Consider the following 15,493-nt stretch of genomic DNA (forward strand, 5'->3'; position numbering starts at 1 on the left):
TGCGGAGGGAGGGGTGAAGCGTCAGACGTCCTCGTCCGTGAGCAGCGCGCTCGCGTCCACGATCCGGTACGCGTATCCCTGCTCGGCCAGGAACCGCTGGCGGTGCGCCGCGAAGTCCTGGTCGATGGTGTCGCGCGCGACGACCGAGTAGAAGACGGCGGGGTGGCCGTCGGCCTTCGGCCGCAGCACCCGGCCGAGCCGCTGGGCCTCCTCCTGCCGCGACCCGAACGTGCCGGAGACCTGGATGGCGACGGTGGCCTCGGGGAGGTCGATGGAGAAGTTGGCGACCTTCGAGACGACGAGGACGGACAGCTCGCCCTCCCGGAAGGCGTTGAACAGCTTCTCGCGCTGCGCGTTGGACGTCTCGCCCTTGATGACGGGCGCGTCCAGATGATCGCCCAGCTCGTCCAGCTGGTCGATGTACTGGCCGATGACCAGCGTCTGCTGCCCCTTGTGCTTGGCCACCAGCGCCTCGGTGATCCGCTGCTTGGAGGCGGTCGTGGCGCAGTAGCGGTACTTCTCCTCGGTCTCGGCGGTCGCGTACGCAAGCCGCTCGGTCTCGGTGAGATTGACGCGGACCTCGACGCAGTCGGCGGGCGCGATGTAGCCCTGCGCCTCGATCTCCTTCCAGGGCGCGTCGAAGCGCTTGGGGCCGATGAGCGAGAAGACGTCGGACTCGCGGCCGTCCTCCCGTACGAGCGTGGCGGTCAGGCCGAGGCGGCGGCGGGCCTGGAGGTCCGCCGTGAACTTGAAGACCGGCGCGGGCAGCAGATGCACCTCGTCGTAGATGATCAGCCCCCAGTCGCGGGAGTCGAACAGCTCCAGATGCGGATAGATGCCCTTCCGCTTGGTGGTGAGCACCTGGTACGTGGCGATGGTGATCGGGCGGATCTCCTTGCGCGTACCGCTGTACTCGCCGATCTCCTCCTCGGTGAGCGAGGTGCGGCGCACCAGCTCGTGCTTCCACTGGCGGGCCGAGACGGTGTTGGTGACCAGGATCAGCGTGGTCGACTTCGCGGTGGCCATCGCACCCGCCCCGACCAGCGTCTTCCCGGCCCCGCAGGGCAGGACGACGACGCCCGAGCCGCCGTGCCAGAACCCCTCGACGGCCTGCTTCTGGTACGGGCGCAGCGCCCAGCCGTCCTCGTGCAGGTCGATGGCGTGCGCCTCGCCGTCCACGTAACCGGCCAGGTCCTCGGCGGGCCAGCCCAGCTTGAGCAGCGTCTGCTTGATCTGACCGCGCTCGGAGGGGTGGACGACGACCGTGTCCGGGTCGATACGGGACCCGACCAGCGGCTGGACCCGCTTCGACCGCAGGATCTCCTCCAGCACGGGTCGGTCGCTGGTCTCCAGGACCAGCCCGTGCGTGGGGTGCTTGAGGAGGCGCAGCCGCCCGTAGCGGGCCATCGTCTCGGCGACGTCGACGAGCAGGGCGTGCGGTACGGGGTAGCGCGAGAACTCCACGAGCGCGTTCACGACCTGCTCGGCGTCGTGCCCGGCGGCGCGCGCGTTCCACAGGCCGAGCGGGGTCAGCCGATAGGTGTGGATGTGCTCGGGGGCGCGCTCCAGTTCGGCGAAGGGAGCGATGGCGCGGCGGCACGCCTCCGACTGCTCGTGGTCGACCTCGAGCAGGAGCGTCTTGTCGCTCTGGACGATGAGCGGTCCGTTCACGCGCCTGAGTCCCTTCTGAGCCGTCGGCTGGGTCAAAGACCCAGTGTCCCTCATCGGCCGGGCTGGGCGGAGGGCCACAGGGATACTCCGCGCGGCTAGGGGCAACCGGGAGCACAGGAGGGCCGGAACGAGAGCGGGAGGTAGGTCCCTGTGGTCAGCGTCGCTTGGTGGGAGAGCTGGCGGAGTGCGACGAGTGTGAAGCCGAAGCCGAAGGGTGGAGCGGCGAAGGGTGGAGCGAAGGCTGCGCCCAAGGCTGCCGCGAAGGGTGGGGCGAAGAGCGCGCCCACGGCTGGCCCGAAGGCTGGGGTGAAGGGCGGCACGAAGGTTGGCACGAAGGGTGCGGCCAAGAGCGTGCCCAAGGCTGGCCCGAAGGGCGGGGCGAAGGCCGGAGCGAAGGGCGCGCCGAAGGCCGGGGCCAAGAGCGGGGCCAAGGGGACGTCCCAGCGCGCGCCTCGCAAGAAGGCGCCGCAGGCGCCCCGGGCGCCGCTGCAGCGCGACTCCTTCGGCTCCCGCGCGGCCCGCGCCCTGGTGCTGTTGCTGGCGTTCGTCTGCATGGTCGGGTTCGCGGCGGCGCTCGCCAAGGCCACCCTCGTGCCGTCGCCGGGGTCCAGCGATCTCGTGCACACCAATCTGCGCCCGGGCGATTCGCTGCGGGCCTACCTCGACCAGCCCGCCATCCGGGACTCGGTGAAGCAGATCGGCGGCAACGTGCTGCTCGGCGCGCCCTTCGGGGTGCTGCTGCCGATGCTCGTGCCGAAGGCGCGGGGCGCGGTGCGGGTGGTGCTCGTGACGTCGCTGGTGATGGTGCTGGTCGAGATCGCACAGGGCGCGATCGTCGAGGGCCGGGCCTTCGACGTGGACGACGTCATCCTGAACACGTCGGGCGCACTGCTCGGCTACGTACTGATCGGCCGCCGCCTCGGGCATGCCCTCCACCCGCGCCGCGAGCACTGGTGGCAGCGGCGGCGCAAGTCCGCCTGAGCGGGTCCTCTAGCCCGGTTCCTCGGCCAGTTCCGCGACGCCCGTGATGCGGTGGAGGGGGTACGTGCGGACCTCGTCGGCGGTGTGGTCGTACGCGGTGACGTAGCCGCCCTCGACGCGGACCGGGGCGATGACGCGCTGGCTCGCGGCGCCGTCCGCGTTGACGTAGCCGATCCAGACGGCGGAGCCGGTCAGGGCCGCGGCCTGCATGGTGGCGAGGGTGTCGGCGGAGGTGGTGCGGGGCAGCCGGTCGCCGGTCGGGGCGGGCGAGGCGGCGGCGCCGTCGGTGGTGGCGGCGGTGGCCGGGGGCTTGTGGGGCGCCGTCGCGGCGAGGTCCCCGGCGCGGATGGCGCGTACCGCCGCGCCCAGCAGGGTGGCGTCCGGAACGGGCGGGCCGTCCGGGACCGGGGCGGGAGGCGTACGGGGCGGCGTGCGCTGGCACTCGGCGCGGGTGACCAGGACGTCGCCCTCGGCGGATTCGGCGGCCGGTGCGTACCCCATGGCGCGCAAGCCCTCCAGCAGCGTGTCCGGCGGCGCCTGGGCGGCCAGCACGGTGGGGGCGAGACGGCGCAGGCGCAGGCCCGTGGAGCGGCGGTCGGCGAGGATCTCGGCGAGCAGGGTTTCGTCGTCGCAGCGCAGATAGGCGGAGGCCGCGCCGATGCGGAGGTGGCCGTGCTTACGGGCGATGTCGTCGATCAGGTACGAGAGGGGCTGCGGCACCGGGGTGCGGGAGTGCGCGGCGAGGAAGGTGTGCAGGTCGTCGGCGGCCTGCCCGGCGTCGAGCGCGCGGCGTACGGAGGCGGGGGTGAAGCGGTAGACGGTCGCGCCGCCCTTGGACTCGACCTCGGCGAGGATCCCGAGCGCGTCGGCGAGCGGCCGTTCCAGCGGGCCGGGGGCGACGGCGGTCAGGTCGGCCTGGAGGAGTACATGGTCGAGGGGTTCGGGGAGGAGCGGGGCGAGGAGCCGCGCCGCCTTGGCGGCGAGCGCGGCGGCCTCGGCCGGGGTGGTGGCGGGTGGCTCGGTGGGCGCGGCCGGGCCGGTGGGCGGTGTGCCGGGAGGCGTGGCGGTGGCTCGGGCCGGCCCGGCGCCGAGGGCCTCGGCGCGCCGTGTGCCGGTGGCCCCGGCTGCCGCCGCGTCGGCGGTTCCGGCCGCCGGGCCCAGGAGCGCGCGGCCGTGGGCCGAGAGCGCGGCGCGGCCCGTGACGCCCAGCATTTCGGCCTCGCTGAGGGTCCAGCGGGCCAGCCGTGAGCGTAGATCGTCCCGGGGGGCGGCAGAGGGGGCGGCCAGCCCGGCGGCTCCGGCTCCGGCGGACCCCGTACTACCGGCGGGTCCCGTGCCCCTGGCGGCTCCGGTCCCGATGGCTCCCGTAGCCCCGCCGGTCCCGGTTCCGGTGGACGCCGTCACGCCGCCCGGCCCTGTGACTCCGGTGGCCCAGGTCCCGGTGGCCCCGGTTCCGGCGGACGCCGTGAGCCCGCCCGGTGCCGTGCCCCCGGTGGCCCTGGTGCCCGAGGAGCCCGCTCCCCTGGCCCCCGCAGGGGGCCCGGCTCCCATCGGGCCTCGGTGGGCCGGGCGTTCCCACCGGAGGCGGGTCAGCAGCGCGTCGGGGGCGGGCGCGGCGCCCGGCGGGAGGGCGGCGAGGAGTTCGAGGACGCGGCGGCGGACCTCGGGGGCCGGGGAGCGGTCCAGGTCGGCGCCGAGGACGGAGAGCGTGCGGCCCCGGTTGTCACGGCTGCCGACCAGGCCGGACGTACGGGTCGCGGCGAGCCAGGCGGTGGCGAGCGCGGCCCAGCGTTCCTCGGCGGGCAGCCGCAGCCAGTCGTCGTAGGCGGGGGTGGGCGCGTACCGCTCGTCGGTCTCACCGTCGGAGGCCACCAGCCCGGCCGCGTACGCCAGCTCGATCCAGAAGGAGGCGATCGGCTCGGAGACGTCGAGCGCGACGGCGGTCCGCTTGAGGTCGCGCACGCTCAGCCCGCCCGCGCGCAGCACGGGCGGCCCGCCGCTCTCCCATTCCCCCAGCAGCTCCTCGACGGTGGCCAGGGCGGTGTACGCCTGCCCGGCCGCCGCTTTGTCCACAGCCTGTGGATCGTGCTGCGCGGCGGACGCCAGCGGCGGGGCCACCGGCTCGGGCACGCGGTGGGCGTGGCCGCCGCGCAGACGCAGGGCGACCTCGCGGGGGAGGACGACGTTGCGCGGTCCGGACGGCAGCAGCAGACCGCGGTCCAGCAGCCAGGCGACGGGCCGGGTGGGGGAGGCGACGGACACTTCCCCGTACGGCGGCCCCCAGGCCAGCTTGGCGAGCACGGCGGTCGCGCCCTCGGGCGCCCCGGCGAGCAGCGCCGCCATCCGGTCGCGGTCGTCGAACAGCTCGGTCAACGCGGCGACGGCCGTCACCGGATCGTGGGTGGCCGCCAGCCCGGCCGCCGCCAGCAGCTCCTGCAGCCGCCCCGGCGACATCCCCGCCGTGGCCTCGTGCACGGTGGGCCCGAGCCCGGTCGGGGAGGGGGAGGTGGGCGAGGGGGCGAGCAGTTCGCGGGCGGTGCGGACGAGCCGCAGCCGGTCGTCCCCGCCCCAGATCAGTGCCTGCGCGCGCAGCGTGGCGACGGCGCGCGGCAGCTCGGCGGCGACCTGGTCGCGAAGCGACGCGGTGGGGTCGGCGGCGGGATCGGCGGTGCCCCCGGCGGCGGGGGTGTCCCCCGTCATCAGGGCGCTCAACGTCTCGTACGGGCACGGGTCCGGCGCGACCGCCAGGGCCTCGGCGGTCTGGAGGGCGAAGCGGTCGAGCCGTTCCACCGCCCGTACGACCGAGGCGCGGGTGCCCGCGCGGGTGGCGAGCTGGGTGAGGTCGCCCGGGACGGGGGACAGCAGGTCGGGGCGGGCGCGCAGCAGGGCGGCGAGGGCCTCGTCGGGGCGCGTGCGCAGCTCCTCGGCCAGCGTGCGGGGCGCCGCGCGACCGCTGGCGTCTGGGCCGGTCCCTGCGGTCACGCATGCCTCCCGATTACGCGAACTGCTCATTCGATCCACAGTACCCGGGGGTGCCGGGCGCCCGGGGGTGCGGCGGAATCCAGCCTCCGCACGGTACCGTCGGTGCCGTCTGGCACGCCGACCATGCGCATTCTCAGGGGTCTTGGTGGGGATCGAGAGCGAAAAGCTCGTCTACGACTATCTGAGCCGCGTCGGGGACCTGGCTCAGCAGCAGGGTCTGCCGTCCGGTGAACGGATGCGGCTGGTGTCCGGGCTGCGGGCCGACATCGACCACCGGCGGTCGACGGGCGGCGCGGACAGCGCGGCCGGGGTGAAACGGATTCTGGCCAAGCTGGGCACGCCCGCCGAGGTGGTCGCCGCGGCGGGCGGCGGAGGCGGCACCCCAGGCGGGTCCGGTGGGTCCGGTGGGTCCGGTGCGTCCGGCGTCGCCGGAAGCGAACAGGCCGGGGAGAGCACGCGGACGTCGGGCGCGGCGCGGGCGGCCCGCGACAAGCTGGCCGGGCTCGCCGAGCGCACCGGGCTCAGCAACAAGGTGCCCTCCCCGCGCGAGCCCAACGGCGCGGGCGGCGGCACCCCGACCTCCCTCGCCAAGCACACCCCCGTCCCTGAGGCGCCCGAAGCCCCCCGGGAGAAGCCCCCCGGCCGTTCGTCCGCCGCCGCGACCCCGCCGCATCTGGCGAGCGCGGACGAGCTGGGCCCGCGCGAGTCCAATCCCGACTGGTGGCACGTGGAGCCGGGTCCGTTCGCCCAGCCCGAGCACCAGGACGGTCAGCTCGGCTTCGTCGAGGGGTTCGTCGGCGGCATCGAGCTGCCCGAACTGCTCGGCGACGGCAAGACGGTCGAGCAGGAGCGGCAGGAGAAGCGGGAGGCCGAGAAGCGGGCGGCGGAGGAGGCGGCCGAGGCGGAGGCCGTCGAGGACGCCGGAGCGGACGACGCGGACACCGGCGGGAAGGGGCCGCGCCGGCGCGGCCTGCTGCGCCGGGCCCTGCTCGGCCCCGGCAAGTCCGCCGACGCGGAGGGCGGCACCGGCAAGGCGGGCGCCCGGGCCGGTTGGGCGGCGGGGCTCAGCCCGGTGCTGCTGCTCGCCATCGCGCTGCTCGTCGCGGGCGCCGTGATGGGCAACGTCGTCCTGCTCGGCTTCGGCTGGGTGCTCACGTACAGCACCGGCAAGCTGTCCCGCGCCGAGGCGAAGTGGGCGGTGATGGGCATGCCCGGCCTGGTGGCGGCCGGGGCGATGGTCTGGCTGTGGGGCCGGACCAGCGGCAAGTGGGGCGACCCGATCCCGGAGAACGGGATGAAGGACGTGCTCACCGAGACCTGGCCGGTGGTGGTGCGCGGCGCGGCCGTCGCCACGGTGCTCTTCCTGGTCTGGCGGGCGCGCCGCCGGGGCTGAACTAGTCGCGCTCCGCCGCCGCCGGCGCGTCCGGCGCGGCATCGGCCCCCGCGTCGTCCGCCGCGTCGTCCGCCGCGCGCCCCGCCTGCCCCGGCGCCCGCCATGGCGCGCCCGGGACGACGAGGGGGCTGCCCGTCACCGGGTCCGGTACGACGACCGACTCCAGCCCGAACACCTCCCGCACCAGCTCCGCCGTGACCACCTCCGACGGGCGCCCGCGCGCCACGATCCGGCCCGCCTTCATCGCGATCAGGTGGTCCGCGTACCGCGCCGCCTGGTTGAGGTCGTGCAGGACGGCCACCACGGTACGGCCGCGCTCGTGGTTGAGCTGGCGCACCAGGTCCAGCACCTCCACCTGGTGGGAGATGTCCAGGTACGTCGTCGGCTCGTCCAGCAGCAGCAGGCCGGTCTCCTGCGCGAGCGCCATCGCGATCCAGACGCGCTGCCGCTGGCCGCCGGACAGCTCGTCCACCAGCCGGTCGGCGAGCGCATGGACGTCCGTACGCTCCATCGCGTCGCCGACCGCGCGCTCGTCCTCGTCGGACCACTGCTGCCACCAGTGCTGATGCGGCTGGCGGCCGCGGGAGACGAGGTCGGCGACGGTGATCGCGTCGGGGGCGACCGGGGTCTGCGGGAGGAGCCCCACGGACTGGGCGATCTTCTTGGTGGGGATGCGGGCGAGGTCCGTCCCGTCGAGGAGGACGGCGCCGCCGCGCGGCTTGAGGAGGCGGCCGAGGGCGCGCAGCAGGGTGGACTTGCCGCAGGCGTTGGGGCCGACGATCACCGTGACCTCGCCGTCGGGTATCACCAGGTCGAGGCCGTCCACGACGGTCCGGTCGTCGTAGGCGAGGGTCAGCGCGCGGGCGGCGAGCCTGCCGGACTCGGCCTCGGCCCCGGACGTGGACGTAGCGGTGGACGCGGGTGCGGTCATGCCGTGGTGCCTCCGTTGCGGCCGCTGCGGCCGCGTCCGCCGGACGTCAGCAGCAGGTAGATCAGATACGGGGCGCCGACCGCGGCGGTCAGCACCCCCACCGGCAGTTCGGTCGGCGCGAAAGCCTTGCGCGCCAGCAGATCCGCGGCGACGACGATGAACGCGCCGGTCAGCGCCGAGCACAGGAGCGGGATCTGCGCGGTACGGGTCATGCGGCGGGCGACCTGCGGGGCGAGCAGCGCCACGAAGTCGACCGGGCCCGCCGCGCCCGTCGCCATCGCGGCGAGGACGATGCCGAGGGTGGCGAGCCCGAGCCGTACCCGTCCGAGCCGTACGCCCAGCGCGGTCGCCGTGTCGTCGTCCATCGAGACGGTGCGCTGCGCCCGCGCCGCCCACAGCACGGCGGGCAGCAGGAACAGCAGCGCCCAGCCGAGCGGGGTGGCCTCCTCCCAGCCGCGCCCGTTGAGGGAGCCGGTCATCCACACCTTGGCCTGCTGGGCGACGAGATAGTCGCCCTTGGTGAGGAAGAGCTGTGTGATGGAGCGGAGCGCGACGGCGACCCCGATGCCGATGAGGACGAAGCGGGTGGCCTGGAGGCCGCCGCGCCAGGCGAAGACGTAGACGAGCGCGGCGGCGGCCAGGCCGCCCGCGACGGAGACGTACGGCAGCACGCCGTAGGCCGTCACGCCGTACGTCATCGCCCCGACGGTGACCGCGCTCGCGCCCTGGGAGACGCCGATGATGTCGGGGCTGGCCAGCGGGTTGCGGGCCACGGTCTGGATGAGCGCGCCCGCGATGCCGAAGGCGGCGCCGACCAGCAGGCCGAGGGTCATGCGGGGGAGGCGGAGGGTGCCGACGACGAGGTCGTTCGGGGTGGGCTGCCCGATGCCGTACTGGGTGTGCAGGACGGCCCGTACGGCGTCGGCGGGCGCGATGAGGCTTTCGCCGAGGCAGAGGTACGCGACGCAGACGGCCGCCGTGGCGGCGGTCAGCGCGACGGCGACGACGGCCGCGCGGCGGTGCAGCAGGAACGAGGCGCGGCGGCCGGTGCGGAGGAGGCCGTAGCCGGGCGGCCGTGCGGTCGGGCGCCGCACGGCGGTGGTGGCCGGGGTCATGCCGTCACCGTCCTGCGTCGCACCAGCGTGACCAGGAACGGGACGCCGATCAGGGCCGTCATCACGCCCGCGGGGACCTCGCTCGGCGGGAAGACGAGACGGCCCACCACGTCCGATATCAGCAGCATCACCGGGCCGATCAGCGCGGCCATCGGCAGGACCCAGCGGTGGTCCGTCCCCACCGCCGCGCGCGCGAGGTGCGGGACCGCGAGGCCGACGAAGGCGATCGGGCCCGCGGCGGCGACACCGACGCCGGTGAGGACCGTCGCGCCCAGGCCCGCGAGGACGCGGACGACCGCGATGTTCTGGCCGAGCCCCTTCGCGACGTCCTCGCCGAGCGCCAGCGCGTCGAGGCCGCGGGCGACCGCGGCCACCAGCACCGTGCCCACCAGCAGGAACGGCCAGATCTGGCCGACGATCTCGGCGTCGCGCCCGGCGAGCGAGCCGATCTGCCAGAACCGGAACTCGTCCAGCGCCGCGGCCTTCGTCGTCAGCACGCCCGAGGTGACGGACACCAGCAGGGCGTTGACGGCGGCCCCGGCGAGCGCGAGCTTGACCGGGCTCGCGCCACCCCGCCCGCCGGAGGCGATGGCGTAGACGGCGACCGAGGCGAGGCCCGCGCCCGCGAAGGCGAACCACACGTACCCGGTGAGCGTGTGCACCCCGGCGAAGGCGATCGCGAGGACGACCCCCACCGAGGCGCCCTGGCTGATGCCGAGCACGCCGGGGTCGGCGATCGGGTTGCGGGTGACGCCCTGCATCACGGTGCCCGCCATGGCGAGCGCCGCGCCGACCATCAGGCCGACGACGGTACGCGGCAGCCGCAGCGACCGCACGATGTCGGCGGCGTCGCTCGTGCCCCCGTGCAGCAGCGCGTCCAGGACCTGGCTCGGCGCGATCTGGCGGCTGCCGAGGGCGAGGCTGAGCAGCACCGCGAAGAGGAGGGCGACGACGGCCGCGGCCGTCCAGCCGACGCGGCGCCGGACCAGTGCGGCTCTGGGACTTCGGCTGCTGGGCCGGTCGGCAGACATCGCTTCCGTTCAATCGTTCGGTACTCGCGCGTGAGATCGGAGCAGGTAAGGCGACGCTTAGTGTATGCAAGGGCCAGGCACAATGACGGGCATGGCTGCACCGAACACTCCCGCCCTGACCGTCGGCTTCGACCTCGACATGACCCTCATCGACTCGCGCCCCGGCATCAAGGCCGCCTACGTGGAGCTGTCCGCCCGGACCGGAACCCCCATCGACGCCGAACTCGCCATCACCCGGCTCGGCCCGCCGCTGGAGCAGGAGCTGGCGCACTGGTTCCCGGACGAGCGGATCGGGGAGATGGGCGATCTGTACCGGTCGCTGTATCCGGAGTTCGCGATCCCCCCGACCCTCGCCATGCGCGGCGCCCGGGAGGCGATAGCGGCCGTGCGGCGGGCCGGTGGGCGCGCCATCGTCGTCACGGCGAAGCACGAGCCGAACGCGAAGCTGCACCTGAGCCACCTGGGCATCGAGGCGGACGCGGTCATCGGCTGGCTGTGGGCGGAGGCCAAGGCGGAGGCGCTGCGCGAGTACGGGGCGTCGGTGTACGTCGGGGACCACACCGGCGACGTACGGGGCGCGCGGACGGCTGAGGCGGTGTCGGTGGCGGTCGCCACGGGGCCGTGCGCCGCGGAGGAGCTGCGCGAGGCGGGGGCGGACATCGTGCTCGACGACCTCACCGCGTTCCCGGCGTGGCTGGAGAGCCACACCGCGGCGTAACCCCTCGTCGGGGGCTCTCTCCCGCCGGACAGGGCCTAGGACTCGTGATGCGCGGCCCGCGCGGTCCGTGCCGCCTCGCGCCGCTGCGCCGCGATCGACCGCAGCATCCCGGCCGCCGCGAGCGCGAAGCCGACGCCCATCAGCATGCAGACGAAGTACGCGACCGACGGCAGCGGGTCGGCGCCCAGGAACAGGGGCGCGACGGTCGCGAGGGTGGCGATCGCGCCGACGGCGAAGACGATCACGCCGATACGTACGAGGCGGTCGCCGGGAGGGGGTCCGCCGTGCGGGGTTTCGTTGCTCACCGCACCAGGGTAGATCGGTGCCAGAGCGCGCATACCAACCACCCGGAACCACCCGGGTACGTCTTGTCACCAGGCTCGGGACCATTAGCCTTGGTGGTGGCGGGTCTTACGACCCGCTGTAGTGCTATCCAGAGCTGTTTTTCCGTGTTTTCCGACGAGCGACGAGGACGAGGACAGACGTGCCTACCGGCAAGGTCAAGTGGTTCAACAGTGAGAAGGGCTTTGGCTTTCTCTCCCGCGATGACGGCGGTGACGTCTTCGTGCACTCGTCGGTGCTCCCGGAAGGCGTGGATTCGCTGAAGCCGGGGCAGCGCGTTGAATTCGGTGTCGTCGCGGGAAACCGCGGTGACCAGGCGCTTTCGGTGACGCTTCTCGACCCCGCGCCGTCCGTTGCGGCCGCGCAGCGGCGTAAGCCGGACGAGTTGGCGTCGATCGTCCAAGATCTGACCACTCTGCTGGAGAACGTGACGCAGCAGTTGGAGCGGGGCCGTTATCCCGACAAGGCGCATGGCCACAAGATCGCGGGGATGCTGCGGGCCGTGGCCGACCAGCTCGATGTATGAGGCGCCACCCCGCGCCGGTAAACGCCGGTAAACGCCGGTAAACGCCGGTGAGCGAACGTAAAAGCGAACGGAATTAGGCGAATTCCAGTGCGTCCGGGCCGAGGGGCGGTACCAGTCCCTCGGCCGCGGCACGTGTGAGCAGTCCGCGCACCGCCGCGTAGCCGTCCTCGCCCAGATCCGCGGTGAACTCGTTCACGTACAGCCCGATGTGCTGGTCCGCGACGCGCGGGTCCATCTCCTGGGCGTGCTCCAGGACATACGGACGCGACGCCTCCGGGTCGTCCCAGGCCATCCGGACCGACGTACGGATCGCCTCGGCCAGTTCGCGCAGTCGCTCCGCGCCCAGCGAGCGCTTGGCGATGATCGCGCCGAGCGGGATGGGCAGCCCGGTGGTCAGCTCCCAGTGCTCGCCCATGTCGGCGAGGGAGTGCAGGCCGTAATTCTGATAGGTGAACCGGGCTTCGTGGATGACGAGTCCGGCGTCGACCAGGCCGTCCCGTACCGCGGGCATGATCTCGTGGAACGGCAGCACCCGGATCTCCCCGACCCCGCCCGGCACCTCGGCGGCGGCCCACAGCCGGAAGAGCAGATACGCCGTCGAACGCTCGCTCGGCACCGCGACCGTCTTCCCCGCGAGGTCCTTCGCCGCGCCCGGCTCCCTGGTGAGCACCAGCGGGCCGCAGCCGCGCCCGAGCGCCCCGCCGCACGGCAGCAGCGCGTACTCGTCCAGCACCCAGGGCAGCACCGCGTACGACACCTTGAGCAGGTCGGACTCGCCGCGCTCGGCCATCCCGTTGGTGATGTCGATGTCCGCGAACGTGACGTCCGGCGCGGCCGCGCCGGGGATCCGGCCGTGGGCCCAGGCGTCGAAGACGAAGGTGTCGTTCGGGCAGGGCGAGTAGGCGATCGTGAGCGGCTGTGCGGTCACTGCTGGCTTCCTTCCAGGTCCAAGTCCGGGGCGAGGGCGGGTACGGCCCGCCCGAACGCGTCCGCCAGGGCGTCCAGCGCATCCCCGATGCGCCAGGCCGCCCGGTCGCGCGGGCCGACCGCGTTGGAGACGGCCCGCACCTCCAGTACGGGCACGGACTGGGCGGCGGCCGCCTCGGCCACTCCGAAGCCTTCCATCGCCTCGGCGACGGCGCCCGGATGGCGCCGCAGCAGCGCGGCGGCCCGCTCGGCGCTGCCGGTCACGGTCGAGACGGTGAGCACGGTGCCGCGTACGGCCCCGGTCGCCTCGGTGACGGCGTCGACGAGCGCGGGCGGTGGCCGGTGTTCGACGGTGCCGAAGCCGAGGTCGGTGACGGCGGCGAAGCCGTCGGGGGTCTCGGCGCCCAGGTCGGCGGCGACGACGGCGTCGGCGACCACGACCGAGCCCAGCGGGGCGCGGGGCGCGAAGCCGCCGCCGATACCGGCCGATACGGCGAGGTCGTACGGGGTCCCCTGGGCGGCGGCGACGGTCAGCGCGACGGCGGTCCCGGCCGCCGCTGCCGCCGGGCCGACCCCGGCGGCCAGCACATCGACGGTGCCGCCCCTCCGCAGCCGGTGCAGCACGCCGCCGGGCACGGCGACTTCAGCGACGTCGGCCGCCGCGCAGCCGCGGACCACGGCGTCCCGCTCCGCGGGGACGGCGGTGACGATCAGTACGCGCATCAGCGCCTCCCGGCTGTCGTGCCGAGGTGAGCGGCGACCTCAGCTGTCCCGTTCCAGCTTGAAGCGCCAGATGCCCTTCACGCCCTGGGAGCCGTCGCCGAGCTCGGCGACCGTGATGGTGACGCTCTTCGACATGGTGGTCTGCCCGGTCTGCGGGTTCTGCTGCGCGAAGAGGGTGTCGCTGTCGAAGCTGCGGTAGGTCTCCTTGCTCGCCTCGGCCATGACCGGGTTGTTGGCGATCAGACCCCAGCTGGACTCGGCGATCTCCGGGTCCACCCCGATCCGCACCTTGTCCCCGGCACCCACCTTGACGGTGTGGGCGGGCTTGGCGCTCAGGCACTTCTTGAACGTGCCCGAGCCGAGGTTCTTTCCGTCGCCGAAGCAGCCCTTGCCCGCCTCCGCCGTTACGGTGCTCGAACCGACCGTCACCGTCGCGAGCGGAGTCGGCTTGTCGCAGGCGGAGAGGGCGATGAGCCCGAGGGCAACGGCGCAGGCGGCGGTGGTGGCCCTGCGGCCCTTGCCCCTGGAAAACAGCGCAGCGGTCATGCGGGCAGGCTATCGGGCGCTCTCGGCCGCGCGGCGCCGGGGTGGTGGAACGCGACGCCGGTTCACGCCACCCGGGGGTGCGCGGTGGTGTGCCGGGCCGCGGACAGCAGCCCCCGTACGCTCACGGCCACCCCCAGGGCGATCATCGTCGCGGCGGCGGCCATGCCCACCACCCCGCTCAGGGGCAGCGAGATGCCCACCGCGCCGCCGACCACCCACGCCATCTGCAGGGTGGTCTCGGAGCGGGAGAACGCCGACGTACGGACCTCCTCCGGCACGTCCCGCTGGATCAGCGCGTCCAGCGACAGCTTGCCCAGCGCCAGCGAGATGCCCGCGGTGGCGGCCACCGCGGCGACCGTGATCGCGCCGTACAGCACCGCCGAGAAGACGATCACACCGAGGGCCGAGGTCAGCACCACGGCGATGATCCGCTCCGGGCCGCGCGCCTTCAGCCAGGCGCCGATCGCCGTGCCCAGCGCGTTGCCGCCGCCCGCCGCGACCGCGACCAGGCCGAGCGAGAACTCGGGGGACAGCCCGCCCACCGGATGCTCGCGGAGCAGGAAGGCGAGGTAGAGGGTGAGGAATCCGGACAGCGCCTTGAGCGAGGCGCACGCCTGGAGGGCGTGCAGGACGGACGGGCCGACCGTCCGCAGCCCGGGCTTCTTGCCGCGCCCGGTGAACCACCGGCCGAACCGCCCGCCGCCCGGGCCCGGGTTCGGGGTGCCGCCCCCCGGTTTCGGGTCGGCGACCGTCACCACCTCGGGTGCCGTCGCGGGCACGGCCTTCGGCCCCGCCGCGCGGTGCCCGAAGTGGTGCTCGCCCGAGGTCAGCCGGGCCTTGGCCTCGCCCTTCGCCGAATCCACCTTGTGCGGCAGGGTGAAGGACAGGAACGCCCCGGCCATGAAGATCACGAACGCCCCGTACAGCGGCCAGCTCGGCCCCAGCTGATGCAGCCCGGCGCCGACCGGGGCCGCCGCCCCGGTCGCCAGCAGCCCGGCCAGGGTCACCCGGGAGTTCGCCTTGACCAGCGAGAAGCGGGGCGGCAGCAGCCGCGGTACGACGGCCGATCTGACGACCCCGTACGCCTTGGACGCCACCAGCACGCCCAGCGCCGCCGGATACAGCTCCAGGCCGCCGCCCACCACCGCGCCCGCCATGGTCAGCGCGAGCAGCGCGCGAGTCAGCATCGAGCCCGCCATCGCCGCGCGGCGGCCGTGCGGGATGCGGTCCAGCAGCGGGCCGACCACGGGCGCGAGAACGGCAAACGGAGCCAGCGTGATCGCCAGATAGAGGGCGACCCGGCCGCGTGCCTCGTCCGTCGGCACCGAGAAGAAGACCGTGGAGGCGAGCGCGACCGTGATCAGCATGTCACCGGCCGAGTTGACCGCGTGCAGCTCGATCAGCTTGCCGAGCCCGGACTCGCCCGCCCCATGGGCGTGGGTGGCCCGCCGGATGCCGCGGCCGGTCGCGGTGAACGGCAAATGGAGGGCGCGGCCGAGTAGGCGGCCCGATCTTCTGATCGGGCCGTCGTCGTGGAACCGCGTCGCTGCCACCCGACCATGGTGCCGCCAAGCCGCCCGCAACGTGAGACCTACGACGGCTTTCCG

At 74.1% G+C, this 15,493-nt stretch carries 14 protein-coding genes; 4 read left to right on the forward strand and 10 right to left on the reverse strand.

Annotated elements, in window-relative coordinates; all coding sequences use genetic code 11:
* Nucleotides 1-21: 21 nt before the first annotated feature.
* Entirely contained in the window at nt 22-1,671 is a 1,650-nt protein-coding gene (locus ACZ59A_RS22465; protein ID WP_470960999.1) for a DNA repair helicase XPB, read from the reverse strand.
* Nucleotides 1,672-2,022: 351 nt separating this feature from the next.
* Here ACZ59A_RS22465 and ACZ59A_RS22470 point away from each other — a divergent pair, with 351 nt between their 5' ends.
* A complete protein-coding gene (locus ACZ59A_RS22470; protein ID WP_470961001.1) occupies nt 2,023-2,652 on the forward strand; it encodes a VanZ family protein in 630 nt (209 codons plus the stop codon).
* Between the two features lie 9 nt (nt 2,653-2,661).
* Here the strand turns inward: ACZ59A_RS22470 and ACZ59A_RS22475 are convergent, their stop codons facing one another.
* Nucleotides 2,662-5,664, reverse strand: coding sequence for a helicase C-terminal domain-containing protein (locus ACZ59A_RS22475; protein WP_470961003.1), 3,003 nt, complete (start codon nt 5,662-5,664; stop codon nt 2,662-2,664).
* A 115-nt stretch (nt 5,665-5,779) separates the two neighbouring features.
* Between ACZ59A_RS22475 and ACZ59A_RS22480 the strand changes: the two genes are divergently transcribed.
* The gene (locus tag ACZ59A_RS22480; RefSeq protein WP_470961005.1) at nt 5,780-7,027 is read left to right on the forward strand and encodes a hypothetical protein; all 1,248 of its coding nucleotides are present in this window, start codon (nt 5,780-5,782) and stop codon (nt 7,025-7,027) included.
* A 1-nt stretch (nt 7,028) separates the two neighbouring features.
* On the opposite strand, the gene ACZ59A_RS22485 is transcribed toward ACZ59A_RS22480, so the two are convergent.
* The 3 genes from ACZ59A_RS22485 to ACZ59A_RS22495 are packed head-to-tail and all read right to left on the reverse strand — an operon-like array spanning nt 7,029 to nt 10,104.
* Nucleotides 7,029-7,958: an ABC transporter ATP-binding protein gene (locus tag ACZ59A_RS22485; RefSeq protein ID WP_470961007.1), complete on the reverse strand. Its 930-nt coding sequence runs from the start codon at nt 7,956-7,958 to the stop codon at nt 7,029-7,031.
* On the reverse strand, nt 7,955-9,073 hold the full coding sequence (locus tag ACZ59A_RS22490; protein ID WP_470961009.1) for a FecCD family ABC transporter permease: 1,119 nt from the start codon (nt 9,071-9,073) through the stop codon (nt 7,955-7,957). Before ACZ59A_RS22490 ends, ACZ59A_RS22485 begins: the two co-directional genes overlap by 4 nt.
* A complete protein-coding gene (locus ACZ59A_RS22495; RefSeq protein ID WP_468049590.1) occupies nt 9,070-10,104 on the reverse strand; it encodes a FecCD family ABC transporter permease in 1,035 nt (344 codons plus the stop codon). Before ACZ59A_RS22495 ends, ACZ59A_RS22490 begins: the two co-directional genes overlap by 4 nt.
* A gap of 82 nt (nt 10,105-10,186) precedes the next feature.
* Between ACZ59A_RS22495 and ACZ59A_RS22500 the strand changes: the two genes are divergently transcribed.
* Nucleotides 10,187-10,822 (forward strand): HAD family hydrolase, encoded by a 636-nt coding sequence (locus ACZ59A_RS22500; RefSeq protein WP_470961012.1) that lies wholly within the window; start codon nt 10,187-10,189, stop codon nt 10,820-10,822.
* A gap of 35 nt (nt 10,823-10,857) precedes the next feature.
* On the opposite strand, the gene ACZ59A_RS22505 is transcribed toward ACZ59A_RS22500, so the two are convergent.
* Complete coding sequence (locus tag ACZ59A_RS22505) at nt 10,858-11,160, reverse strand: hypothetical protein (RefSeq protein WP_470961014.1); 303 nt, start codon at nt 11,158-11,160, stop codon at nt 10,858-10,860.
* A gap of 146 nt (nt 11,161-11,306) precedes the next feature.
* Here ACZ59A_RS22505 and ACZ59A_RS22510 point away from each other — a divergent pair, with 146 nt between their 5' ends.
* Entirely contained in the window at nt 11,307-11,690 is a 384-nt protein-coding gene (locus ACZ59A_RS22510) for a cold-shock protein (RefSeq protein ID WP_179935113.1), read from the forward strand.
* A gap of 73 nt (nt 11,691-11,763) precedes the next feature.
* Here the strand turns inward: ACZ59A_RS22510 and ACZ59A_RS22515 are convergent, their stop codons facing one another.
* From ACZ59A_RS22515 to ACZ59A_RS22530, 4 genes are all read right to left on the reverse strand, one after another.
* On the reverse strand, nt 11,764-12,618 hold the full coding sequence (locus tag ACZ59A_RS22515) for a 1,4-dihydroxy-6-naphthoate synthase (protein ID WP_470961016.1): 855 nt from the start codon (nt 12,616-12,618) through the stop codon (nt 11,764-11,766).
* Nucleotides 12,615-13,340 carry a futalosine hydrolase gene (locus tag ACZ59A_RS22520; protein WP_470961018.1) on the reverse strand — a complete coding sequence of 242 codons (726 nt, stop codon included), beginning with the start codon at nt 13,338-13,340 and terminating at the stop codon, nt 12,615-12,617. The genes ACZ59A_RS22515 and ACZ59A_RS22520 overlap by 4 nt, the downstream gene beginning before the upstream one ends.
* Nucleotides 13,341-13,379: 39 nt before the next feature.
* Nucleotides 13,380-13,886, reverse strand: a complete 507-nt coding sequence (locus ACZ59A_RS22525) for a hypothetical protein (RefSeq protein WP_470961020.1) — start codon at nt 13,884-13,886, stop codon at nt 13,380-13,382.
* Between the two features lie 62 nt (nt 13,887-13,948).
* Nucleotides 13,949-15,439, reverse strand: a complete 1,491-nt coding sequence (locus tag ACZ59A_RS22530) for an MFS transporter (RefSeq protein WP_470961022.1) — start codon at nt 15,437-15,439, stop codon at nt 13,949-13,951.
* Between the last annotated feature and the right edge of the window lie 54 nt (nt 15,440-15,493).

The sequence above is a fragment of the Streptomyces sp. NPDC040405 genome, assembly GCF_055595765.1.